Annotated in this window: 19 protein-coding genes and 3 pseudogenes; 9 read left to right on the forward strand and 13 right to left on the reverse strand. The window is 61.9% G+C overall.

The window, feature by feature from the left end; translation table 11 throughout:
- Positions 1-257 precede the first annotated feature (257 nt).
- The gene (gene tkt, locus CUR85_RS16355) at positions 258-2,273 is read left to right on the forward strand and encodes a transketolase (protein WP_067265456.1); all 2,016 of its coding nucleotides are present in this window, start codon (positions 258-260) and stop codon (positions 2,271-2,273) included.
- A gap of 78 nt (positions 2,274-2,351) precedes the next feature.
- Here tkt and CUR85_RS16360 read toward each other — a convergent pair whose 3' ends face one another.
- Positions 2,352-3,326, reverse strand: coding sequence for a DUF808 domain-containing protein (locus CUR85_RS16360; protein WP_067265454.1), 975 nt, complete (start codon positions 3,324-3,326; stop codon positions 2,352-2,354).
- A 219-nt stretch (positions 3,327-3,545) separates the two neighbouring features.
- Here CUR85_RS16360 and gap point away from each other — a divergent pair, with 219 nt between their 5' ends.
- A complete protein-coding gene (gene gap / locus CUR85_RS16365) occupies positions 3,546-4,547 on the forward strand; it encodes a type I glyceraldehyde-3-phosphate dehydrogenase (protein WP_067265452.1) in 1,002 nt (333 codons plus the stop codon).
- 59 nt (positions 4,548-4,606) lie between these two features.
- Positions 4,607-4,750 (forward strand): hypothetical protein, encoded by a 144-nt coding sequence (locus tag CUR85_RS16370; protein ID WP_169306043.1) that lies wholly within the window; start codon positions 4,607-4,609, stop codon positions 4,748-4,750.
- Between the two features lie 121 nt (positions 4,751-4,871).
- On the opposite strand, the gene coaD is transcribed toward CUR85_RS16370, so the two are convergent.
- The 3 genes from coaD to CUR85_RS16385 form a co-directional block, all read right to left on the reverse strand.
- Entirely contained in the window at positions 4,872-5,369 is a 498-nt protein-coding gene (gene coaD, locus CUR85_RS16375) for a pantetheine-phosphate adenylyltransferase (protein ID WP_067265450.1), read from the reverse strand.
- Positions 5,370-5,493: 124 nt separating this feature from the next.
- Positions 5,494-5,928: a CBS domain-containing protein gene (locus tag CUR85_RS16380; protein WP_067265447.1), complete on the reverse strand. Its 435-nt coding sequence runs from the start codon at positions 5,926-5,928 to the stop codon at positions 5,494-5,496.
- Positions 5,929-5,989: 61 nt separating this feature from the next.
- Positions 5,990-6,910, reverse strand: coding sequence for a LysR family transcriptional regulator (locus CUR85_RS16385; protein ID WP_067265445.1), 921 nt, complete (start codon positions 6,908-6,910; stop codon positions 5,990-5,992).
- Between the two features lie 110 nt (positions 6,911-7,020).
- Here CUR85_RS16385 and CUR85_RS16390 point away from each other — a divergent pair, with 110 nt between their 5' ends.
- The 6 genes and pseudogenes from CUR85_RS16390 to CUR85_RS16415 all read left to right on the forward strand — a co-directional run bounded on the left by CUR85_RS16390 (position 7,021) and on the right by CUR85_RS16415 (position 13,984).
- Complete coding sequence (locus CUR85_RS16390) at positions 7,021-8,520, forward strand: CoA-acylating methylmalonate-semialdehyde dehydrogenase (protein WP_067265442.1); 1,500 nt, start codon at positions 7,021-7,023, stop codon at positions 8,518-8,520.
- 55 nt (positions 8,521-8,575) lie between these two features.
- Positions 8,576-9,684: pseudogene (locus CUR85_RS16395) on the forward strand (carboxylate-amine ligase).
- Positions 9,685-9,765: 81 nt separating this feature from the next.
- Complete coding sequence (locus CUR85_RS16400) at positions 9,766-10,908, forward strand: acyl-CoA dehydrogenase family protein (RefSeq protein WP_067265439.1); 1,143 nt, start codon at positions 9,766-9,768, stop codon at positions 10,906-10,908.
- Positions 10,909-10,916: 8 nt separating this feature from the next.
- Positions 10,917-11,959 (forward strand): annotated as a pseudogene (locus tag CUR85_RS16405) (enoyl-CoA hydratase/isomerase family protein).
- Positions 11,956-12,839: pseudogene (gene mmsB, locus CUR85_RS16410) on the forward strand (3-hydroxyisobutyrate dehydrogenase). Before CUR85_RS16405 ends, mmsB begins: the two co-directional pseudogenes overlap by 4 nt.
- Before the next feature lie 80 nt (positions 12,840-12,919).
- Complete coding sequence (locus tag CUR85_RS16415) at positions 12,920-13,984, forward strand: hypothetical protein (protein ID WP_067265424.1); 1,065 nt, start codon at positions 12,920-12,922, stop codon at positions 13,982-13,984.
- Between the two features lie 76 nt (positions 13,985-14,060).
- Here the strand turns inward: CUR85_RS16415 and CUR85_RS16420 are convergent, their stop codons facing one another.
- From CUR85_RS16420 to queA, 9 genes are all read right to left on the reverse strand, one after another.
- Entirely contained in the window at positions 14,061-14,612 is a 552-nt protein-coding gene (locus CUR85_RS16420; protein WP_280322832.1) for an ATP-binding cassette domain-containing protein, read from the reverse strand.
- 487 nt (positions 14,613-15,099) lie between these two features.
- Entirely contained in the window at positions 15,100-16,902 is a 1,803-nt protein-coding gene (uvrA, locus tag CUR85_RS16425) for an excinuclease ABC subunit UvrA (protein WP_280322833.1), read from the reverse strand.
- Positions 16,903-16,968: 66 nt separating this feature from the next.
- On the reverse strand, positions 16,969-17,397 hold the full coding sequence (locus CUR85_RS16430; protein WP_280322834.1) for a hypothetical protein: 429 nt from the start codon (positions 17,395-17,397) through the stop codon (positions 16,969-16,971).
- Positions 17,367-18,065 carry an MFS transporter gene (locus CUR85_RS16435; protein ID WP_280322835.1) on the reverse strand — a complete coding sequence of 233 codons (699 nt, stop codon included), beginning with the start codon at positions 18,063-18,065 and terminating at the stop codon, positions 17,367-17,369. Before CUR85_RS16435 ends, CUR85_RS16430 begins: the two co-directional genes overlap by 31 nt.
- 83 nt (positions 18,066-18,148) lie before the next feature.
- Positions 18,149-18,712, reverse strand: a complete 564-nt coding sequence (locus tag CUR85_RS16440) for a class I SAM-dependent methyltransferase (protein WP_067265416.1) — start codon at positions 18,710-18,712, stop codon at positions 18,149-18,151.
- A gap of 72 nt (positions 18,713-18,784) precedes the next feature.
- Entirely contained in the window at positions 18,785-20,179 is a 1,395-nt protein-coding gene (gene lpdA / locus CUR85_RS16445; protein WP_067265413.1) for a dihydrolipoyl dehydrogenase, read from the reverse strand.
- A 97-nt stretch (positions 20,180-20,276) separates the two neighbouring features.
- Positions 20,277-20,876, reverse strand: coding sequence for a DUF924 family protein (locus CUR85_RS16450; RefSeq protein WP_067265411.1), 600 nt, complete (start codon positions 20,874-20,876; stop codon positions 20,277-20,279).
- A gap of 66 nt (positions 20,877-20,942) precedes the next feature.
- The gene (locus CUR85_RS16455; RefSeq protein ID WP_067265408.1) at positions 20,943-22,277 is read right to left on the reverse strand and encodes an MFS transporter; all 1,335 of its coding nucleotides are present in this window, start codon (positions 22,275-22,277) and stop codon (positions 20,943-20,945) included.
- A 72-nt stretch (positions 22,278-22,349) separates the two neighbouring features.
- A complete protein-coding gene (gene queA / locus CUR85_RS16460; RefSeq protein ID WP_067265406.1) occupies positions 22,350-23,414 on the reverse strand; it encodes a tRNA preQ1(34) S-adenosylmethionine ribosyltransferase-isomerase QueA in 1,065 nt (354 codons plus the stop codon).
- Positions 23,415-23,435 lie beyond the last annotated feature (21 nt).

Below are 23,435 nucleotides of genomic sequence, written 5' to 3' on the forward strand. Positions count from 1 at the left end.
CGGCCCGTCCCGCAGATAGCGCGCGCCCCGCCCAATGTCACGCGCGCGAATCGCCCGTATCAGCCGGTTTTCGCAATCCTAGCCAAAGCGCGCTCAAATTGCGCCCCCCTTTCGTTTCAGCGACTTGAGCCGCCAAGTTCACTCTCGCCCCCGCTATGGGCCGCCCCGGACCCGCCCGCGCACCCAGTTGTGCTTGAACTTTGCCCCATCGCTGGTATGCACGAGCCCAATCTGCCACAGCCCCAAAGGAAGCCCCCGTGGATCTGACAGCCCTCGCAAGCGCAAACCCCGACCACTGGTCCAAGGCCACCGCCATTCGCGCGCTGACCCTCGATGCCGTGGCCGCCGCCAATTCCGGCCACTCCGGCATGCCGATGGGCATGGCCGATGTGGCCACCGTCCTCTTTGAGAAACACCTGAAATTCGACGCGTCCAACCCGCTTTGGCCCGACCGCGACCGCTTCATCCTGTCGGCAGGCCACGGCTCCATGCTGCTTTATTCGCTGCTGCACCTGACGGGCTATGAGCAATTCCCCATCGAAGAGTTAAAGAATTTCCGCCAAATGGGCGCGCGCACCGCGGGCCACCCGGAGAACTTCCTCGCCGATGCGATTGAGACCACCACCGGCCCGCTGGGCCAAGGCATCGCCAACTCCGTCGGTTTCGCCATGGCCGAAGAGATGCTGCGCGCGCAATACGGCGCAAAGGTCGTGGACCATTACACCTATGTCATCGCTGGCGACGGCTGCCTGATGGAAGGCGTCAGCCAAGAGGCAATCACGCTGGCGGGCCGCCACAAGCTGAGCAAGCTCATCGTGATGTGGGACAACAACAACATCACCATCGACGGCCCCGTCACCCTGTCGGACAGCACCGATCAGGTCACCCGCTTCAAGGCCGCAGGCTGGCATGTGATTGAGATCGACGGCCACAACCCCGATGAGATCGACGCCGCCCTGACCGAAGCGAAATCTACTGACCTGCCCTCAATGATTGCCTGTAAGACGCATATCGCGCTCGGCCACGCAGCACAGGACACGTCGAAAGGCCACGGCGCGCTGACCGACGCCGACCAGATGGCCGAAGCCAAAGCCGCCTATGGCTGGACCACCGGCCCCTTCGAAGTGCCCGCTGACGTGAAATCCGCTTGGGAAGAGATCGGCAAACGCGGCGCCGACGCCCGCCGCGACTGGGAAGAGCGTTTCGACAAACTGCCCCGCGCCAAGCGCGAGACCTTCAACCGTGCGCTCGCCCTCGACGCGCCAAAAAAGATGAGCGCGACGGTCAAGGCCTTCAAAAAGCAGATCACCGAAGGCGCGCCCAAGATGGCAACCCGCGCGGCAAGCGAGAAAGCCCTCGAAGTGCTGAACCCGATCCTGCCGGAAACCGTTGGCGGCTCGGCGGACCTGACCGGTTCGAACAACACCAAGACCAGCGATCTTGGCATCTTCGACGTCGACAACCGTGGCGGGCGCTATGTCTACTGGGGCATTCGCGAACACGGCATGGCAGCGGCGATGAACGGCATGGCGCTGCACGGCGGCCTGCGCCCCTATGGCGGCACCTTCATGTGCTTCACCGACTACGCGCGCCCCGCGATGCGTCTGGCGGCCTTGATGCAAATCCCCACGGCCTTCGTCATGACCCATGACAGCATCGGCCTTGGCGAAGATGGCCCGACCCACCAGCCGATCGAGCATTTGGCGATCAGCCGCGCCACGCCCAACACTTATGTCTTCCGCCCCGCCGACGCGGTGGAAACGGCAGAGGCTTGGGAAATCGCCTTCACCGCGAAAACCACGCCATCGGTTCTGTCGCTGACCCGTCAGGGCCTGCCCACCGTGCGTCTGGAGCACAAAAACAACAACCTCACCGAAAAAGGCGCCTATGTGTTGGCCGATGCCGAGGGCAAACGTCAGGTGATCCTGATTGCCACCGGCTCTGAGGTGCATGTCGCACTGGCCGCGCGCGAGCTGCTCCAAGCCGAAGGCATCGGCACCCGCGTCGTGTCCATGCCTTGCATGGAACTCTTCGCCGCGCAGGACGAAGCCTACCGCAAGCGCGTGCTGCCCGGTGGCGCCGTGCGCGTCGGGATTGAGGCTGGCGCACGTCAGGGCTGGGACCAGTGGCTCTTTGGCGAACGTGGCAAATACGGCAAAGCCGATTTCGTCGGCATGGACCGTTTCGGCGCCTCCGCCCCGGCGGAAGAACTCTTTGAGCGCTTCGGCTTCACCGCAGAGAACGTGGCAGAGAAGGCCAAAGCGCTGCTCTGATCTGCGGGTCATACAATACAAAAAGGGGGCGACGGTTCATCCGTCGCCCCCTTTTTCATTTGCGAGATAAGGTCGCTCTTAAACGGCTGCCTTATGAAACACCTTGCGCCAGATCGGCGTCACGATCTTCTCCCCGATCGGGATCAGCACCAGACCAAGCGCCAAACCGAAGAGCCCGTCGATCCCCGCCGTGGTGATCCATTCGACCGCCCCTTCGAACTGGGCCGGAACCGCATGGCCAACGGTCGCGGCGATGTCGTGGATCCATTTATAGGGCGCGGCAAAGCCCATCTGCTCCAACCCGTGAATGATAATCGACCCACCGACCCAAAGCATGGCCGCCGTGCCAACGATGGTGAGCAGCTTCAAAAACCCCGGCATCCCGCGCACCAGCGCCCGGCCAATGCTCCGCGTCAGGCCAAAACGGCCCTTGTTCGCCATCACCAAGCCCACATCGTCCATTTTGACAATCAAGGCGACAGAGCCATAGACCGCCACGGTAATCATGATTGCCACCGCCGCAAGCGTCGCCGCCTCCATCCAAAAGTTGCTCTCCGGGATCGCAGAAAGGGCAATGGTCATGATCTCCGCCGACAGGATAAAGTCAGTCTTGATCGCGCCCGCGGCCTTCTTCTCTTCCAGCTGCGCAGGATCTTCGACCACCTTCTCCTTATCGGGATAATCCTCATGTCCATGCCCCCAACCGAGCGCATGGGCGACCTTCTCGGCCCCCTCGAAACACAGGTAAGCCCCGCCCAGCATCAAAAGCGGCGGGATCGCCCATGGCGCGAAATTCGCCAAAAGCAGACCCACGGGCAGCAAATACACGAGCTTGTTGCGCAACGACCCCTTGGTGATCCGCCAGATCACCGGCAATTCACGTTCGGCCTTGAACCCATGCAGATATTTCGGCGTCACGGCGGCATCGTCGATCACCGCGCCCGCGGCCTTGGAGCCCGCCTTGGCCGCCTGCCCGATCACGTCATCCACGCTCGCCGCTGCAACCTTGGCGATCGCCGCCACGTCATCCACAAGTGCCAGTAAACCGCTCATTCCATGCCCCTTTTTGCGTGCTGCATCCGAAGTAGCATGTGCAGCCCATCTGGCAAGTCCGAAGCCACTGCGACCTTTACCGCTAACATGTAAGTTTAACGCTAACATATGGAAATCATTTGGTTTTGCCCCTTTCCCCTGACCGCCCCTGCCGGATATAGAACCCGCGACCCCGACATACGGCCCCCCACCTGCGCGGCCCGAGACAAGGAATGCACCATGACCATCAAAGTTGGCATCAACGGATTTGGCCGCATCGGCCGCTGCACGCTCAGCCATATCGCGGCCTCGGGACGCGATGATATCGAAGTGATCAAGGTCAATGCCACCGGCCCGCTCAGCACCGCGGCGCATCTCATCAAATACGATTCCGTCCATGGCCGTTTCCCGGGCGAGGTGCAGATCGACGACGGCTACATGAACCTCGGCCAAAACGACATCGAGATGATGTCGACCTACAACCTCGAAGAGCTTGACTGGTCCGGCTGCGACGTGGTGCTGGAATGCACCGGCAAATTCAACGACGGCAACAAAGCAAACGTACACCTCGAGAACGGCGCCAAACGCGTGCTGCTCTCGGCGCCGGGCAAGAACGTCGACAAGACCATCGTCTACGGCGTCAACGACGACCAGCTTCAGGTCTCCGACCGGATGATCTCCAACGGGTCCTGCACCACCAACTGCCTCGCGCCGCTGGCCAAAGTGATGCATGAGGCCGTGGGCATCGAAAGCGGCCTGATGACCACGATCCACAGCTACACCGGCGACCAGCCGACGCTCGACCGCCGCCACAACGACCTCTACCGCGCCCGCGCCGCCGCCATGGCACTGATCCCCACCTCCACCGGCGCTGCCAAGGCCCTGGGCGAGGTGCTGCCCGCATTGAAAGGCAAACTCGACGGCACAGCAATGCGCGTGCCCACCCCCAATGTCTCCGCCGTTGACCTGACCTTCCAGGCCAGCCGCGACGTGACGGTCGAGGAAATCAACGCCGCCGCCCGCGCTGCCGCCGATGGCCCGATGAAACGCGTACTGGCCTACGACCCCGAGCAGAAGGTCAGCATCGACTTCAACCACACCGAGGAAAGCTGCATCTTCGCCCCCGACCAGACCATCGTCGTGGCAGGCCGCACGGTGCGCGTGCTGGGCTGGTACGACAACGAATGGGCCTTCTCGGTGCGCATGGCCGACGTCGCCGTCGCCATGGGCAAACTGGGCTGAGGCTTGCACGGCGGGGATGTGCCTGTAATATCAGGCCATTCCCCGGCCGGAGCCACACCATGACCAATCCAATCGCCATCGTGCTGGCCCTCGTCATTGCCGGGGCGATGGCGGTCGACCTCTATGTCTATGGGGCCGACCATATGATCTATCTCGGCAAGAAACTCTTCGCGCTGATCGAATGGATGGCCTTCTGGCGGTAACCTCCCCCCGCAGAACCAAAAAGACGCGGCCACCAATCAAGCACCACGCCCCTCCCCCTTCATCCTTTTAAAAATACCTCGCAGAACCGCGCCTCACGCGACCCACTCACCACTTCAAACGCTACCTCTGCGAAAACCGCTCAATCAGCACCTTATTCACCGCCGGCGTCACGAACTTACTGACATCCCCATCCAACCGCGCGATCTCTTTCACCAATTTGCTGGCAATCGCCTGATGAGTGGCCTCGGCCATCAAGAAGACCGTCTCGATGGAATCGTCCAACTGCCGGTTCATGCCAACCATCTGGAACTCATATTCGAAATCGGACACGGCGCGCAGGCCGCGCACGATGGTCTGGGCGCCCACGTCGCGGGCACAGTCGATCAGCAGGTTTTCGAAAGGATGCACCACGATCTCGACCCCGGTCTCTTCGGCCAATTGCGCGCATTCCGCTTCGATCAAGGCGACCCGTTCTTCGAGGGTGAACAACGGCCCCTTGTCGCGGTTGATGGCCACGCCGATCACCAACCGGTCGACCATACGGGCCGCGCGGCGGATGATGTCGATATGCCCCAGCGTGATCGGGTCGAACGTACCGGGGTAAAGGGCTATGCGCATGTAATTTTCCTGCGTATCTGCTGCGTTGCGGCACAGCCAATCATTTCACCGCCCCAAGCGCAAGTCGGTTAGCGGTAGCATTGCCCCGCCGTCAGTCGGCGGGGACCACAGTTCAAAGGCCGCTTCAGTGGCCCATGATCATGCCTTCAAGGGCCTGTTTCTCCATCGACAGCTCTTGCAATTGTGCTTTGACCACATCGCCGAGGGAGATCAGCCCCACCAATTCGCCGTCCTCAAGCACCGGCATATGGCGGAAGCGACCATCGGTCATCTTTTGCAGCACCGCATCGGACCGGTCGTCGCGGCTACAGGTTACCAATTTCCGGGTCATGAGGGTTTCGGCCGCCTGCTCCAGACAGCCCGCGCCCGCGCGGCCCAGCTCGCGCACGATGTCCCGCTCGGACAGGATCCCATCCGGCGTCTTGCCATCCGCCGAGATCACCAGCGTCCCGATCCGTTTCTCGGCCAGCATCGCCGCCGCCTCGGAGATCGCCAATCCGGGTTTGGCCGTCACCACCTTGTCATCGGGCTTGGTCTTGAGAATCTGCGATACGAGCATCTGGCGCCTCCTTGGGTACAGGGCAAAGTCACCTCCAGCGTCACCGCGAAATCCTTTTCTGTCAAGCTTTTGGCGCAGCCCTGCCCGAGGCCAGCGCCTCCAGCCGCGCGGTCTCGGCCCGCAGCCCGGTGGCCAGCGCCTCGGCAAAAGCCGCCAACCGGGCATTGCGGCGGTCATCGGCGTGGCGGATCAGATAGAAGGCGCGTTTGAGGCTGACAGCATCGGTGAGGATGCGCCGCACCCCCTGCGTCGCGGCGAGCGAGAAGTCATGCGCGACCCCGATCCCCCCGCCCTGCTGGATCATCCGCACCTGTACCGAGACGGAATTCGACGCCAGCGCCACCCGGCTGATGCCAAGGTCCGCAAGGTAATCCAACTCACGGTCAAAGATCATATCGGGGATATAGCCGACCATCCGGTGCCCTTGCAGATCGCCCACGGCGGTCACCTCAGGATGCTGTGCCAAGTAGCTTTCGGCGGCGGCGAGATGGAGGTGGTAGTCCGTCACTTTCTGCACCACCAGCCGCCCCGCCGTGGGGGCGCTCACCCCGATGGCCATATCCGCCTCGCGCCGGGATAGGTTGAATACGCGCGGCAATGCGATGATCTGCACGTCCAGATCGGGGTTCTTCGCGGCAATCGCCGCACAGACCTGAGGCAACAGATAGTTCGCCGCCCCATCGGGCGCGCCGACACGGATCTGCCCCGAAAGCTGATCGCTTTGCACCTGCACCCCGGCGGTGGCCGCGCGCATCGCCTGTTCAGCCCGCTCTGCCCGCTGCATCAGGTCTCGCCCCGCCTCGGTCAGCATATAGCCCTGTGGCGATTTCACGAAGAGGACGGTCTGCAGCGCCTTTTCCAACCGCGCCATGCGGCGGCCCAGCGTTGCGGGATCGAGCCGCAGCAGCTTGCCCGCGCCAGACAGGCTTTCCTCTCGTGCGACGGCCAGAAACAGCCGCAGGTCGTCCCAATTCTGATCCATTTACCTGCCCTCCTACGCTTTGCAAAAATGCAAGACGGTTTTGTCATCCTTCCTCTGTTCCGGTTCTTTTTGCAAGGCTATCGTGCCGCCAACCATAGAGGAGACCGATCATGCAAGAGATGACGCATTACCTGAACGGCGAACACGTCAAGGGCACCTCCGGGCGCTTTGCCGATGTGATGAACCCCGCCACCGGCGAGGTGCAGGCCAAGGTGCCGCTCGCCAATGGCGACGAGTTGAACAAGGCCGTGGAGTACGCTCAAGCCGCGCAGCCGAAATGGGCCGCCACCAACCCGCAGCGTCGCGCCCGCGTGCTGATGAAATTCGTGGCCCTGCTGAACCGCGACATGGACAAGCTGGCCGAGGCGCTGAGCCGCGAGCACGGCAAGACCCTGCCCGACGCCGCCGGCGACGTGCAGCGTGGCCTCGAAGTGGTGGAATACTGCATCGGTGCGCCGGAACTGCTGAAGGGTGATTTCACCGACAGCGCGGGCCCCGGCATCGACATGTACTCCATGCGCCAGCCCTTGGGTGTCACCGCGGGCATCACGCCCTTCAACTTCCCGGCCATGATCCCGATGTGGATGTTCGCGCCCGCCATCGCCTGCGGCAATGCCTTTATCCTCAAGCCTTCGGAGCGTGACCCCTCCGTCCCGCTGATGCTGGCCGAACTTCTGGAAGAAGCCGGTCTGCCCAAGGGCATCATTCAGGTCGTCAACGGCGACAAGGAAGCGGTCGACGCGATCCTGCACCACGACGTGATCCAGTCCATCGGCTTCGTCGGCTCCACCCCGATCGCCGAGTACATCTATGCCACCGGCTGCGCCAACGGCAAACGCGTGCAGTGCTTCGGCGGTGCCAAGAACCACATGATCATCATGCCCGACGCCGACCTCGACCAGGCCGCCGACGCGCTGGTGGGTGCAGGCTACGGTGCAGCTGGCGAACGCTGCATGGCAATCTCCGTCGCCGTGCCGGTGGGCGAGGAAACCGCCGACCGCCTGATCGAGAAGCTGGTGCCGCGCATCGAAAAGCTGAAAGTTGGCCCCTACACCGCGGGCAATGACGTGGACTACGGCCCCGTGGTCACCGCCGCCGCCAAGGCCAACATCGAGCGTCTGGTCCAGACCGGCATCGATCAGGGCGCGGAGCTGGTCGTCGATGGGCGCGACTTCAAACTGCAGGGCTACGAGAACGGTTACTTCGTCGGCCCGCACCTGTTTGACCGCGCGACCAAGGACATGGACATCTACCAGCAGGAAATCTTCGGCCCCGTGCTGACCTGCGTCCGCGCCAAGGACTATGAAGAGGCGCTTGGCCTTGCGATGGACCACGAATACGGCAACGGCACGGCGATCTTCACACGTGACGGTGACGCGGCGCGTGACTTCGCCAACCGCATCAACATCGGCATGGTCGGCGTGAACGTGCCGATCCCGGTGCCGCTGGCCTATCACACCTTCGGCGGCTGGAAGAAATCCGTCTTCGGCGATCTGAACCAGCACGGCCCCGATGCGTTCAAGTTCTACACCCGCACCAAAACCGTCACGGCCCGTTGGCCGAGCGGCATCAAGGAGGGTGGCGAGTTCTCCATCCCCGTGATGGAGTGATCCATCACGCCGGCTGCCCCAGCGGCGGTCGGCCCCAATGAACGAGGCCAGCGCCATGCAAAAAGAATTCACCATCGGTATCGAAGAAGAGTATCTTCTGGTCGACAAGGATTCACTGGCGCTGGCCGACACGCCAGAAGGGCTGATGGAGGATTGCCGAAAAGACCTTGGCGATCAGGTCAGCCCCGAAATGCTGCTCTGCCAGATCGAGATTGGCAGCAAACCCTGTGGCACTGTGGCCGAGGCCCGCGACGATCTGCGCCACCTGCGCAGCACCATCGCCAAACATGCCGCCAAACACAACCTCGCCCCCATCGCCGTGTCCTGCCATCCCTTCTCGGATTGGAAGAACCAAGAGATCACCCACAAGGAACGCTACGCCAAGATCGAGAGCGAGTTGGAAAACATCGCCCGCCGGATGCTGAGTTGCGGCATGCATGTGCATGTCGGCATCGACGGCGACGACCTGCGGGTCGACCTGATGCCGCAATTCTCCTATTTCCTGCCCCATCTGCTCGCGCTCTCGGCCTCCTCCCCATATTGGCAGGGCGCCGATACCGGCCTAGCCTCCTACCGCCTTGCGGTGATGGAGAGCATGCCGCGCACCGGCCTGCCACCGCTGCTTCATAGCTGGGGGAATATGAGCGCAGCACGCAGGCGCTGATCGACCTCGACATCATCCCTGATCAGTCTAAAATCTGGTGGGACCTGCGCCCCTCGACCCATTACCCCACGCTGGAAAGCCGCATTTGCGATGTGCAACCGCGCCTGTCGCATGCGCTTGGGCTGGCGGGTCTGACCCAATCCATCGCGCGCTTCCTGCTGCGCCTGCGCGACAGCAATCTGCGCTGGCGCGAGTATGACCGTTTCCTGATCGAAGAAAACCGCTGGCGCGCGCAGCGCTACGGGGTGAACGAGACGCTGATCGACTTTGGCGGGCCGACGCTCAAACCCTTTGACCAACTGTTTGAAGAGATCATTGGCCTGATCGCCGAAGACGCTGAGGCGCTTGGCTGTTTGGATGAGGTCTGCGCCCTGCGCGATGTCGTCAAACAAGGCACCTCCGCCGACCGGCAGCGCAAAGTCTGGGCCGAAGCGCCCGAGGGCAAAGGCGGCGAAGCGGTCGTGCGCCAATTGATAGAGGAATACCACGCCGATCTGTGACGCTTGTTGCCGCTCCTTTCGGCTGATAGAATTAAACAAGTGTTCAGTTCCAAGGACACATGACTTCAGGGAGGAGCCGCGATGGATTTCGCATTGAACGAGGAACAGACCGCCATTTTCGACATGGCGCATGCCTTCGGGCAGGACAATATCGCCCCCCATGCCCAGCAGTGGGAAAAGGACGGCACCATCCCCAAGGAGCTGTGGCCGCAGATCGGCGAGCTGGGCTTCGGCGGGCTCTACGTCTCCGAGGAAACCGGCGGCGCGGGTCTCACGCGCCTCGACGCCACGCTGGTCTTCGAGGCGCTGTCGATGGCCTGCCCCTCGGTCGCGGCTTTTCTTTCGATCCACAACATGTGCGCCAAGATGCTCGACACTTTCGCCAGTGACGAGATGAAAGAGCGCGTCATGCCCAAGGTGCTGACCATGGAGACGGTGCTGAGCTACTGCCTGACCGAACCCGGCTCTGGCTCCGACGCGGCGGCGCTGAAAACCCGCTGCGAGCGCAGCAACGAGGGCTACACCCTGAACGGCACCAAGGCCTTCATCTCGGGCGGCGGCTATTCGGACGCCTATGTCACCATGGTGCGCACCTCCGACGAGGGCGCGCGCGGCGTCTCCACCGTCTATGTCGAGGATGGCACCCCGGGCCTCAGCTTCGGCGGGCTCGAGGACAAAATGGGTTGGCGCAGCCAGCCGACCGCGCTGGTGCAGTTCGACGATTGCAAGATCGGGGCCGAGAACCTCGTCGGCGAAGAGGGCAAGGGCTTCAAATACGCCATGGCCGGGCTCGACGGTGGGCGTCTCAACATCTCCGCCTGCTCGCTTGGCGCGGCGCAAACCGCGCTGAACAAGACGCTAGACTACATGGGCGATCGCAAGGCCTTCGGCCAGACCATCGACCAGTTCCAGGGGCTGCAATTCCGCCTCGCCGACATGGAGATCGAGTTGCAGGCCGCGCGCACCTTCCTGCGCCAAGCGGCGTGGAAGCTCGACACCGGTGCGCCGGACGCCACCAAGTTCTGCGCCATGGCCAAGAAATTCGTGACCGAGACCGGCAGCAAGGTCGTCGACCAATGTCTGCAACTTCACGGCGGCTACGGCTACCTCGCCGACTACGGGATCGAGAAGCTGGTCCGCGACCTGCGGGTGCACCAGATCCTCGAAGGCACCAATGAGATCATGCGCGTGATCGTCGCCCGCGACATGCTCAAGAACCGCTGAGGCCACCCATGAGTGACATCGACGTCCGAAAAACGGGTCGCGCGGGCCGCATCACCCTGACCCGGCCCAAAGCGCTGAACGCGCTGAGCTACGACATGTGTATCGCCATCGAGAAGGCAATCGACGACTGGCGCGACGACCCCGAGGTTGCCGTAGTGGTGCTGGACGCCGAGGGCGAAAAAGCCTTCTGCGCCGGCGGCGACGTCGCGCAGCTCTACCAGACCGGCAAGGACGGCGACTTCGACTTCGCCCGGCAGTTCTGGGCCGATGAATACCGGCTTAACAACAAGCTACATAGCTACCCCAAGCCGGTGATCTCCTTCATGCAGGGTTTCACGATGGGCGGCGGCGTCGGAATCGGTTGCCACGGCTCGCACCGCGTCGTGGGCGAGAGCAGCAAGATCGCCATGCCGGAATGCGGCATCGGTCTGGTACCAGACGTGGGCGGCACGCTGCTGCTGGCGCAAGCGCCGGGGCGAATGGGCGAATACCTCGGCCTCACCGGCGCACGCATGGGTCCGGCTGATGTGCTGCACGCGGGCTTTGCCGACTACTTCATCCCCGAAGACCAATGGCCCGCGCTGATCGCGCAATTGGAAGAAAACGGCGATCCCTTCATCCTCGACCGCGCGGCGACCACCCCGCCCCCGTCCAAACTGGCCGAGGTTCAGGATGAGGTAGACCACCTCTTCGCCCCGGAGAGTTTAGCAAAGATCGAAGCCACGTTTTCCATATCGGAAAGCGCCTTCGCCGCCGAGACGTTGAAGACCCTGCGCCGCAACTCCCCCTGTCGATGGCCTGCACGCTGGAAATGCTCCGCCGTCTGCGCGGCCCGGGCATCGGCATGGTCCCGGCGCTGCAACAGGAATACCGCTTTACCACGCGGTCACTGGAAAAAGGCGACTTCATCGAAGGCGTGCGCGCCGCGATCATCGACAAGGATCGCAGCCCCAACTGGCAACATGCCGATTGGGACGTACCGCAGGCCGATGTCGAAGCCATGCTCGCCCCCTTGGGCGACAACGAATTGAAGTTGGAGGAAAATTCATGAGCAAACTCACAATCGGTTTCATCGGTCTGGGCAATATGGGCGGCCCGATGGCGGCCAACCTCGCTGCCGCGGGCCATACGGTGCGCGGCAATGACGTGGCTGGCACCACCGCCGAAGGGGTCGCCGAAGCCAAGACCATCGCCGAAGCGGTCGCCGAGGCCGATGTCGTCATCACCATGCTGCCCAATGGCGCGATCCTGCGCCAAGTCGCCGAGGAGGCGGTCGCCCATATGGCCCCCGGCGCGCTGCTGATCGACTGCTCCACCGTGGACGTTGAAAGCGCGCGTTTCGCGGCAGAGGCGGCGCAGAAAGCCGGGCTGCTCTTCGTCGACGCCCCCGTCTCGGGCGGCATCGGCGGCGCGCAGGGCGGCACGCTGACCTTCATGGCAGGCGGTGCCGAGGCGGCCTTTGAGAAAGCCAAGCCGCTTTTCGACATCATGGGTCAGAAGGCCGTGCACTGCGGCGACGCGGGCGCGGGCCAAGCCGCGAAGATCTGCAACAACATGATCCTCGGCGCCACGATGATCGCCACCTGCGAAGCCTTCGCACTCGCCGACAAGCTGGGCCTAGATCGGGAGCGGATGTTCGACGTGGTTAGCACGTCCTCCGGCTATTCATGGTCAATGAACGCCTACTGCCCTGCCCCGGCGTCGGTCCGCAGTCGCCTGCCGACAATGACTACAAACCGGGCTTCGCGGCGGAGCTGATGCTGAAAGACCTCGGCCTGTCGCAACAAGCTGCTGAAATGGCCAACGCCGACACGCCCATGGGCGCGCTGGCGAAAGAGCTCTACACCCGCTTCGTCGAAGAGGAAGGCGGCAAGGGCAAAGATTTCTCTGCCATGCTACCTCGTTTCGAACAGCGCGGTTGGCAAGGTTAAGCTGATCGCATTCTTCTCGGGAACGACCTGATCCGGGCAGGCGTTGGCTTCAGAATGACACTATCTATGGAGATCACCTGATGCGACGCCTGCTCATCACCACGATCCTGACGATCGCCTGCGCGGCGGGCCCGCTGGCCGCCGCCGGAACCGGCTTTACCCCCGCCCTGTCTGCCACCGCTGTCGACACCAATGGCCCTGGGACGCTTTGGCTCGCCAAAGACGATAAGGGCAAGGACAAGAAAGACAAAAAGGCAAAGAAGAAGGAAAAGCACGAAAAGAAGGCGGAGAAAAAGAAAGACAAGCGCGACAAGACGGCTGAAAAGCACAAAGAGAAAAAGGCCAAGAAAAACAAGAAGGACGACAAGGTCGAGATCAAGCTCAATGGCGACAAGGTCAAGATCAAGGGCGATAAGGTCGGACTGCCGAAGGGCGTTGACCGTGCCGAGTTTGATCAGCGCGTGACCCGATTTACCCAAGATCGCGAGACCACCGTCACCCGTCTTCTGAACACCCCCGCCCCCGAGGGGCGCGACATGGCCGTCATCCTCGGCGCCGCAGCCTTGGCATTGGCCGCGCCTGACCTGAATGCCGCCGCGCTTCCCGAGGAGGAGTTGATCACCTATCGCAATTGCCCGCCCGGACTGGCCAAGAAAGACCCGCCCTGTGTCCCGCCGGGCTTGGCAAAACAAGGCGTGTCCTATGAACAATGGGCAAGCTATTCCGATGATGAACTCGATGCGCTGTTGGAAGAGCGCCGCGAACCCTATCTGGAGGCCGACCCCCTTACGGAACGCGAATTGCTTTTGTTGCGGTCGGATCAAATCGCGCAACTCTACAACCTAGACGCTGCCCCCGACGGGCATCGCTACGCCTTGATCGACGGCCAGCCTGTGCTGCTCAGCAACGAAGATCACACCGCTCTGCTGCGCATTAACGAACTGGCCCGGGTGCCGACCATCGGATCGGGTATCAACGTCGCACCGACCGCAGCGCTTACTCAGGCCGATCTGATTAACCTCTACGGCTTGGAGGCACCACAAGACGGCTATAACTACGCGGTTTTGAACGGTCAGGTCATCGCGCTGAAAGACAGCGCCTATGAAACCTTGCAGTTGATCCGCATCGCCCGCGCCGTGCTCTAAAACACAGCGCTGGCGAAGGGAGTGGGTGGCGGCGGTTATTCCGCCGCCACTTTCGTTTGTTTATGCAGCATCGGCTTCAGGTATTTGCCCGTGTAGCTCTCAGCCACTTCGGCGACCTTCTCCGGCGTGCCCGTGGCCACGACCCGACCCCCGCCGTCCCCCCCTCGGGGCCAATATCAATGATATGATCCGCGGTTTTCACCACGTCGAGATTATGCTCGATCACCACAACGGAGTTGCCCTGATCCACCAATTCATGAAGCACTTCCAAGAGCTTACGCACATCTTCAAAATGCAAACCGGTGGTCGGCTCATCGAGAATATAGAGCGTGCGACCCGTGGAACGCTTGCTCAGTTCCTTGCTAAGCTTCACCCGCTGCGCCTCGCCGCCGGAAAGGGTCGTCGCCTGCTGACCGACCTTGATATACCCAAGTCCAACCCGCATCAGCGCATCCATCTTCTCACGGATCGACGGCACTGCGGCAAAGAAGCTCTGCGCATCTTCTACAGTCATATCAAGAACATCGGCGATGCTCTTGCCCTTAAACTTCACCTCCAGCGTCTCGCGGTTATAGCGCGCGCCCTTACAGGTCTCACATTCCACATAGACATCCGGCAGGAAGTGCATCTCGATCTTGATGACCCCGTCGCCCTGACAGGCTTCACAACGCCCCCCTTCACGTTGAAGGAGAAGCGCCCGGGCTTGTAGCCGCGCTCCTTGGCCTCCGGCAGACCGGCAAACCAGTCGCGGATTGGGGTGAAGGCCCCGGTGTAAGTCGCTGGATTAGAACGCGGAGTCCGCCCAATCGGGCGTTGGTCAATGTCGATGACCTTATCGAGATGCTCCAACCCTTTGATCGTCTGACACGGTGCAGGTGTCTGTCGCGCACCGTTCAGATTCATCGAAGCGGTCTTGAACAAGGTCTCAATCGTCAGGGTTGATTTGCCGCCCCCCGACACGCCCGTCACGCAGACAAATTTCCCCAGCGGAAAGTCCACCGTCACATTCTGCAAGTTGTTGCCAGTGGCCTTTACCACCTGCAACTTCTTCTTATTCCCCTTGCGCCGCTTCGCCGGGACAGAGATCTCGCGAACGCCGGTAAGGTATTGACCCGTCACAGAATTCGGATCGGCTGCAACCTCTTGCGGCGTTCCATGGCTGATAACCTGCCCGCCGTGGACCCCAGCCCCGGCCCGATGTCAAAGACGTAATCCGCCTCGCGGATGGCTTCCTCATCGTGCTCCACCACGATCACGGTATTCCCCTGATCGCGCAGGTTCTTCAGTGTATCGAGGAGACGGTCATTGTCACGCTGGTGCAGACCAATCGATGGCTCATCAAGAACGTAGAGAACGCCCGTCAGCCCCGAGCCGATCTGGCTCGCCAAACGAATGCGCTGGCTCTCACCACCACTTAAAGTACCGCTTGAACGTGACATCGTAAGGTACTCAAGACCAACGTTATTTAGAAATCCGAGACGCTCCCGGATTTCCTTCAAAATGGCCCGGGCAATCTCGTTCTTCTGATCGGTCAAATGGTCTGGTACCGTCTTGCACCAGTCGAAAGCCTCGCGGATCGACATCTCGACCACTTTGCCGATATGCAGCAATTCATCTTCACCGCCGTCGCGCGGGCCAATCCGCACCGCCAGCGCTTCGGGCCGCAGGCGATAGCCGCCGCAGGTGCCGCAGGGGCGGTTATTCTGATAGCGTTCGAACTCCTCGCGCACCCAATTACTATCGGTTTCGCGGTAGCGCCGCTGCATGTTGGGGATGACACCTTCGAACACCCGCTTCACCTCATAGACGCGGCCGCCTTCGTCATAACGGAAGATGATCTCTTCTTTGCCGGAGCCGTGGAGGAAGACGTTCTGAACCTTTTCAGGCAGGTCTTTCCAACGTGTCTTCTGATCAAAATTATAATGTTTCGCAATGGCTTCGATGGTCTGCTTAAAGTACGGAGACTTCCCCTTACGCCATGGTGCCAACGCCCCATCATAGATCTTTAGGTTTTGATCTGGCACCACCAAACGTTCGTCGAAGAAAAGCTCAACCCCAAGGCCGTCGCAAGACGGGCATGCCCCAAAGGGCGCGTTGAAAGAGAACAGCCGAGGCTCGATCTCTGGAATGGTGAAGCCACTGACGGGACAGGCAAATTTCTCAGAGAACGTATGGCGTTCCGGTTCGCCTTCACTGGGGGCCGTCTCCAAAACGGCGATCCCATCGGCAAGGTCGAGCGCTGTGCGGAGCGAGTCCGCAAGCCGCGTTTCCAAACCTTCACGCACCACGATCCGGTCGACGACGACGTCGATGTCATGGCGGAATTTCTTATCCAAGGTGGGCGGCTCATCAAGATCGTAGAAGTCGCCATTCACCTTGACCCGCTGGAAGCCCTGCTTGCGCAACTCAATGAATTCCTTGCGGTATTCGCCTTTCCGGTCGCGGATGATGGGGGCCAGCAGATAGGCCCGCGTGCCCTCTTCCATCGTCATGATCCGGTCGACCATATCCTGCACCTGCTGGGCCTCGATAGGCTTGCCGGTGGCGGGGCTATAGGGCGTGCCGACGCGGGCGAAAAGCAGACGCAGGTAATCGTAGATCTCGGTCACCGTGCCGACGGTCGACCTCGGGTTCTTCGACGTGGTTTTTTGCTCGATCGAGATGGCGGGGCTGAGGCCGGAAATGTGATCCACATCCGGCTTTTGCATCATATCAAGGAACTGCCGCGCATAGGCCGAGAGCGATTCCACATAGCGCCGCTGCCCTTCGGCATAGATCGTGTCGAAGGCAAGGCTCGACTTACCGGAACCAGAAAGCCCGGTGATTACAACCAGTTGGTCCCGTGGAATATCCACGTCGATGTTCTTCAAATTGTGCTCGCGCGCGCCGCGCACTTCAATATTCTTCAGCTCAGCCATCACATGCCCCTCTTAACGATTTGTACATAGGTGCTGATGCAGTGTTTTCCAACGGAAAAGTGAGAACTAAACAGGAACGTGCCGCCTGCGACGTCGGGCCGCACCGAGGAGAAGATGTGCCACAAGCCCCATAACGAAAGCCCCGCCCGCGAGTAGCGGCAGCGCCGCAGCGCCGAAGCTTGCCAGGCCGAAGGCCATGACCGGCGTGCCAAGGCTGTTGCCGAGGTTGCCCATCTGCGCCACCGCGCCGTTGGCCTGCGCCTGCGCGGTGGCGCCGGTATTTAGCTGCGCCACAGCGGTGAAACTTGCCCCTTGGATCAGCCCCATGGCCCCTGCAAGTGCCAGACAGGCCAGCGGGGTGCCGGGGGCGAGCCAGAGCCAAACCATTGAAAGGGCCGAAAGGCCAAAGCCCGTTTGCACGACGTAGACCGCTGGCAGGCGGCGCAGCAGTGCCACGCCGATGGTCATCGACACCGCGATACTGGTGAGCGGCATCGCGGCCATTGTGACCGCGCGCCATGCCTCGGGGAGGTAGGGCGGCAAGACAGTGAGGATGGAGACGAAGCTGAATGTATAGAACAGCCAACCCGCCGCCGGAGCGGAGAGAAAGGGTGACCGGTAAATCGCAAGGTGATCGCGGAGCATCTGCGGCAGGGAGAACGGGGCTGCGCGCCCTCCTCCGGCAAGCTGCGCAGGCTGGCGGAGAGCACCAGCGCGCAGCCCGCCATATAAGCCGCGTGAACAGCGAAGAGCGCTGGCACACCCCAGCTCAATGCGAGCGGACGGCCGAAAAGCGTCAGGACCGCGAAGGCCACGCCGAAGAAGGTGCCCCAGAGGGTCAGGGTAAACCCGCGGTCTTTCACGGCGCTCAGCTGCGCGATGAGGGTCGGCGCGGCGACGACGATGGCCAGATGCGACAGCCCTTCGACGACACGGCTGGCCAGCATCCAGCCAAAGCCCGGCAAGAACGCCTGAAAAGCCGACACGGCCGCGCCGAGCCAGAGGGCGAAGAGAAGCGCGCGGCGATAGCGGACTCGGGCGACCACCAGCCCCGCCACGACACCAAGGAGGATACCGACACCACCCACCAATGAGACCAAAAACCCGAGCGCCGCCCCGGCCTGCGGGTAGATATCCGGCAACAGATCGAAGATGACGCTCATCTTGCCATATTGCGCTGCCGCCCCAGCCCCGCAGCCCAAAGCGCGAAGACGCGCGGAAAGGAGGTTTGTTCAGCCATCCGCCCTCAAGCCTTTTGGGCCAGCGCCCATGCGCAGAGTGGCATCTCGGGATCGTTGGTCAGATCATCTGTGGTCTTGTCGAAAGCCGGGGGCCAGTCGGGTTCTAGATTGCGTGCGGCGGCGGCACGGTTGCCCCATTGTTTGGCGGTGATCCGGTGCGCGTCGAACCCGGCCTCGATCAGCAGGTTCTTCAGGCCCCGGGCGGACCAACGGGAGTTGTCATTTGGGGCGGCATGAAAGGGGATGAAAAACGGCACGGCGATCCAGAAATATCCGCCCGGCCTGAGCATCTGTTGAACATGCCCCAAGGCCGTATAGGGCCGGTCGAGATGCTCCCACACCTGATTGGCGAGGATCAGATCGAACTGCCGCGCGGCACCGCTCGCAGGATCGGTGAAGGGCCCTGCGCAGATGTCATAGGTCGGATAGGCGAACTGGGTGTAGCTCTTGAACGTGAACCGTTTGCCGAACTTGCCGGAGATCTCGGCGGCATCCAGCGCTTCAGGGTTCAAACGGTCAATCATCCGGCGGGTGCTGCGGTGCATGACGACACGGTTTAGGCTGACCACGACATGGCTCCCGACGGTTTGGCCGAAGTGCGAGGGGGCGAGGCGCGTTGGGCGCGCCCTGCCCCGCGCACCTTACATATGGATCACGCGGTCGAAAGCGTCGAGCACGGATTCATGCATCATCTCGCTGAGCGTTGGATGCGGGAAGACGGTGTTCATCAGGTCTTCTTCGGTGGTCTCCAACTGGCGGCCCACGACATAGCCTTGGATCAGCTCCGTCACCTCGGCCCCGACCATGTGCGCGCCCAGAAGTTCTCCGGTTTTGGCGTCGAAGATGGTTTTCACCAGCCCCTCAGGCTCCCCCAAAGCCACGGCCTTGCCATTGCCGATGAAGGGGAAGCGCCCGACCTTGATGTCATAGCCCTGCTCTTTGGCCTTCGCCTCGGTCAGCCCGACGGAGGCGACTTGGGGGTGGCAATAGGTGCAGCCGGCGATGCTTTCGGGTTTGACGGGATGGGGTTTCTGGCCCGCGATCAGCTCGGCCACCATGACGCCCTCGTGGCTCGCCTTATGCGCAAGCCAGGGCGCGCCGGCGATGTCGCCGATGGCAAAGAGCCCATCGACCCCGGTGCGGCAGTATTCATCCGTCACGACATGGGTGCGGTCAACCTTGACGCCAAGCTCTTCCAGCCCCAGCCCTTCGGTATTGCCGACGATGCCAACGGCGGAGATCACGGTGTCGAACTCAAGCTTCTCGACCTTGCCGTCCCGTTCGATATGGGCGGTGACCTTATCCTCGGCACGGTCGAGCTTCTTGACTGTGGCCTTTTGCATGATGGTCATGCCCTGTTTTTCGAATGCCTTTTTGGCGAATTTCGAAATCTCTTCGTCTTCGACCGGCAGCACGCGGTCCATCACCTCGACCACGGTGGTATCGGCGCCGAGGGTGTTGTAAAAGCTCGCAAATTCGATTCCGATAGCACCGGACCCGATGACCAGCAGTTTCTTGGGGTCATGCACAGGTTGCAGGGCGTGGCGATAGGTCCAGACGCGTTTGCCGTCCGCCTCTAGCCCCGGCAATTCGCGGGCGCGCGCGCCGGTGGCCAGCACGATATTCTTGGACGTCAACTCTTCGCTGCCCTTGTCGGTTTTAACGGAGACCTTCCCCTTTGCGGGGATCGAGGCTTCGCCCATGAAGACCTCGACCTTGTTTTTCTTCAGCAGGTGTTTGACCCCGCCTTCCATCTGTTTGGCCACGCCGCGCGAGCGTTTGACCACGGCGGCAAGATCATAGTCGATCTTATCCGCCGCCAGACCGAAATCTTTGGCACGGTGCATCAGGTGGAACACTTCGGCAGAGCGCAGCAACGCCTTGGTGGGGATGCAGCCCCAGTTCAGGCAGATGCCGCCGAGGTTCTCCCGTTCGACCACCGCGACCTTCAGGCCGAGCTGGGCACCACGGATCGCGGCGACATAGCCGCCCGGCCCCGCACCGATCACGATCAGATCAAAGGATTTGGCAGCCATGGCAAGGACCTCGCGTTAGGGTTTGCAAATATAGTTTACCGCTAAACCATATTTGCAATCGCCACAACCACGCGTGTTGCCCCGGCCTGCCCAAGGCTCAGGCCGCTTGAAGTTCCGCGCGCAGGTCCTTGACCGTCCGGCCATAGCCGCCCGCGTCGAGATAGGAGGTCTCCTGCGCGGTGAAACTGCGTGACAGCGCCGCGTTGCGATAGGGAAAGCGGCCAAACTGGCGGATCACTTCGCGGTGGGCGCGGGCATGCAACAGGTTGCTGCCATCGCTTTTCGGCATCCGTTCGCACATCAGACGCACGCAGCGATCTTGGTCGCAGAGGTTCTCGGAATGCATCAGCGGCAGATAGAAGAACTGCCGCGCGGGCGCCTCAACGCGCATGTCCCAGCCTTTCTCGATCGCCAGTTTTGCCGCCGCCAGCGCGATACGGTCGCTGGAAAACGCCTTGCCCGTGTCGCGGAACATGTTGCGCGGGAATTGATCGGTCAGGATCAGAAAGGCCAGCGCGTCGGTGGGATTGGTCAGCCAATGGTTCAGCTTGCCAGCCTGCGCCTCATCCCAAAGCCCCTCGAAACGCGCACGGATATCGGCATCCAGCGTTTCGGAACTGTTGTACCATCCGGCCGGACCTACGTCTTCGAGCCAGAAATTCAGTACATCTTGGGGTTCTGCATTTGTGGCAGCCATCCCGCACACTCCTTTGCCGCAATCTGGGCGTTTCGTTAAAGTTAAGAACGTCTTACCGCAAAAAGCCTAGTCACGTTTTATGTCATCCGCGACATCGTTATCGCTATCAGGGGCGTTTTTCTCTGCTTCGGCGTTTTCTTGGGCAGCTTCCTCGGCGGCCTCCTGTTCCGTTTCAATGATATATTCCTGCGCGATCTCCACGGCCACGGCAGTGGCCGAGGGGTAGATCGGCACGTAGTTGCCTGTCTCGTCGACCGGTACCGCGGCACGCTGTGTCTTACGATAGGAGGCATAGGCGGCCAGAGCGGCGAAAAGCACGGCGGTGAACAGGTAAAAGCCCCCCGGCCCAAGCGCCGTGCCCATCATCCAACCAGTGATCACCGGGCCCAGAACCGCACCCAAGCCGTTGATAAATATCATCCCGCCCGAGGCCGAGGCCATGTCCTCATGCTCCAGAAAGTCGTTGGTGTGGGCCATGAGCAGCGAGTAGAGCGGGTTCGACATGCCCCCCACCAGAAAGGCCGTGGCCAGCAGGATCGGGAAGACATGGCCCAGCGTCATCCCGATGACCGAGCCGATACCGCCGAGCGTGGCAACGATGACAATCAGGCTACGGCGGTCCATGCGGTCCGAGATCCAGCCGATGGGGTATTGGAGGATTACGGAGCCGACGAAGAACATGGCCACGAAAAGTGAAATCTGCCCGACACTCAGCCCGGCTTCGGCGCCGTAAACCGCCGCCATGCCGAATTGCGCCGAGAAGACGCCGCCCAGAAGGAACATGCCCACACAGCCCAAGGGCGAGAAATCCATCAACTCGCGCAGGCTCATCGGTTTGGTGGTGTCAAAAGGCGGTGTCGGGCTGATCGACAGAAGGATCGGGGTCACCGCGATGCTCACCAGCACCGAGGGGATGACGAAGAGCACGAAGCCCGAGGGGTCGGCGGTCAGCAAGAGCGCCTGCGCGATCACGATGCCCAGTGTCTGCACGATCATATAGGCCGAGAGCGCCTGCCCGCGGTTTTCGTTCGTGGCGGCGTTGTTCAGCCAGCTTTCCGCTGTGACGTAGACGGCGGAGAAGCAAAAGCCGATCAGCACCCGACCCAGCGACCAGACGATGGTGTTGGGGAAGGTCGGATAGATGATCATCACCGCCGAGATCAGCGAGGCCAATGCCGCGAAGACCCGCACGTGGCCCACCCGCCGGATCATCCCAGGCGCCATGCGCGACCCACCAAGGAAGCCCAAGAAATAGGCAGACATGACGATCGACATCTGGAAGGTCGAGAAGCCTTCGATGCCGCCACGGATACCCAGCAATGTGCCCTGCATGCCGTTGCCGACCATCAAAAGGCACATGCCCAGCAAAAGCGCCCATGCGCTTGAAACCACTTGAATCATCAGTCAATTCCTTGTTCGCCCAAGCCCTCCCATGGACGGCAATCGCAGGCTAGTCACCCCCTGGCGCGACATTCAAGCGGGTTTTTGCGCCTCAGGCAGCAGAAGGGAGGAATCGCCGTAGGAGAAAAAGCGATAGCCCTCGCCGATGGCATGGGCATAGATGTCTTTCACCCGCTGCACCCCCATGAGGGCCGAGACCAGCATCATCAGCGTCGATTTAGGCAGGTGGAAATTCGTCATCAGCCCGTCGGTCACGTTGAACTTGAACCCCGGCGTGATGAAAATATCGGTATCCCCTTCCCATGCGGTGATCTCACCCTCGCGCGCCGCCGTCTCAATCAGGCGCAGGGCGGTGGTGCCCACGGGGATCACGCGCCCTCCGGCGGCGCGGGTGGCGGCAATCTCTTCAGCGGCCTTTGCGCTGACCCGGCCCCATTCGGCGTGCATTTTGTGTTCCGAGATGTCGTCGACCTTGACCGGCAGGAAGGTGCCCGCGCCGACATGCAGGGTAACATGGCTAAAACTCACGCCCTTCGCGGCCAGCGCTTCGAGCAGCGGCTCGTCGAAATGCAGCGAGGCTGTGGGCGCCGCGACCGCGCCCGCGTGGCGGGCAAAGACGGTTTGGTAGTCGGTCATGTCCTGCGCATCGGCGGCGCGTTTGGCGGCGATATAGGGCGGCAGCGGCATCGCCCCCGCGGCATTGAGCGCCGCATCGAAATCGTCGCCCGAACAGTTGAACCGCAGATGCCCCTGCCCGTCTTCCACCGCCTCCAACGTGGCACGCAAATCATCGGAAAAGACGACCTCTTCGCCGATCTTCAGCTTGCGCAGCGGTTTGATCAGCGCCGACCAAGTGCCGTTCCCGCGCGGCTCCAACAGGGTGACTTCGATCTTGGCTTGCACCGCCCCTTGGGCCGAGGCGCGGTGGCGAATGCCGCTCAGCCGTGCGGGGATCACGCGGGTGTCGTTCAGCACCAATCGGTCGCCGGGGCGCAGCCAGTCGGTCAGATCGGTCACGCGTCGGTCGTGCAGAGCGGCGCCCTCCGCCACCAGCAACCGCGCAGAGGAGCGCGGGTTGGCGGGGCGGGTGGCGATCAGGGTCTCAGGCAGATCGAAATCGAAATCGGAAAGCTTCATCGGCGCGGCTCCGGGTCTGGC

This window comes from Sulfitobacter faviae, assembly GCF_029870955.1.
Taxonomy (GTDB): domain Bacteria; phylum Pseudomonadota; class Alphaproteobacteria; order Rhodobacterales; family Rhodobacteraceae; genus Sulfitobacter; species Sulfitobacter faviae.

Bases quoted from the DNA above. Each gene is read 5' to 3' on its own strand.
- CUR85_RS16360 (WP_067265454.1), bottom strand. From the start codon at position 3,326: ATGAGCGGTTTACTGGCACTTGTGGATGACGTGGCGGCGATCGCCAAG.
- gap (WP_067265452.1), top strand. From the start codon at position 3,546: ATGACCATCAAAGTTGGCATCAACGGATTTGGCCGCATCGGCCGCTGC.
- CUR85_RS16370 (WP_169306043.1), top strand. From the start codon at position 4,607: ATGACCAATCCAATCGCCATCGTGCTGGCCCTCGTCATTGCCGGGGCG.
- coaD (WP_067265450.1), bottom strand. From the start codon at position 5,369: ATGCGCATAGCCCTTTACCCCGGTACGTTCGACCCGATCACGCTGGGG.
- CUR85_RS16380 (WP_067265447.1), bottom strand. From the start codon at position 5,928: ATGCTCGTATCGCAGATTCTCAAGACCAAGCCCGATGACAAGGTGGTG.
- CUR85_RS16385 (WP_067265445.1), bottom strand. From the start codon at position 6,910: ATGGATCAGAATTGGGACGACCTGCGGCTGTTTCTGGCCGTCGCACGA.
- CUR85_RS16390 (WP_067265442.1), top strand. From the start codon at position 7,021: ATGCAAGAGATGACGCATTACCTGAACGGCGAACACGTCAAGGGCACC.
- CUR85_RS16400 (WP_067265439.1), top strand. From the start codon at position 9,766: ATGGATTTCGCATTGAACGAGGAACAGACCGCCATTTTCGACATGGCG.
- CUR85_RS16415 (WP_067265424.1), top strand. From the start codon at position 12,920: ATGCGACGCCTGCTCATCACCACGATCCTGACGATCGCCTGCGCGGCG.
- CUR85_RS16420 (WP_280322832.1), bottom strand. From the start codon at position 14,612: ATGCACTTCCTGCCGGATGTCTATGTGGAATGTGAGACCTGTAAGGGC.
- uvrA (WP_280322833.1), bottom strand. From the start codon at position 16,902: ATGGCTGAGCTGAAGAATATTGAAGTGCGCGGCGCGCGCGAGCACAAT.
- CUR85_RS16430 (WP_280322834.1), bottom strand. From the start codon at position 17,397: ATGCCGCTCACCAGTATCGCGGTGTCGATGACCATCGGCGTGGCACTG.
- CUR85_RS16435 (WP_280322835.1), bottom strand. From the start codon at position 18,065: ATGAGCGTCATCTTCGATCTGTTGCCGGATATCTACCCGCAGGCCGGG.
- lpdA (WP_067265413.1), bottom strand. From the start codon at position 20,179: ATGGCTGCCAAATCCTTTGATCTGATCGTGATCGGTGCGGGGCCGGGC.
- CUR85_RS16450 (WP_067265411.1), bottom strand. From the start codon at position 20,876: ATGGCTGCCACAAATGCAGAACCCCAAGATGTACTGAATTTCTGGCTC.
- CUR85_RS16455 (WP_067265408.1), bottom strand. From the start codon at position 22,277: ATGATTCAAGTGGTTTCAAGCGCATGGGCGCTTTTGCTGGGCATGTGC.
- queA (WP_067265406.1), bottom strand. From the start codon at position 23,414: ATGAAGCTTTCCGATTTCGATTTCGATCTGCCTGAGACCCTGATCGCC.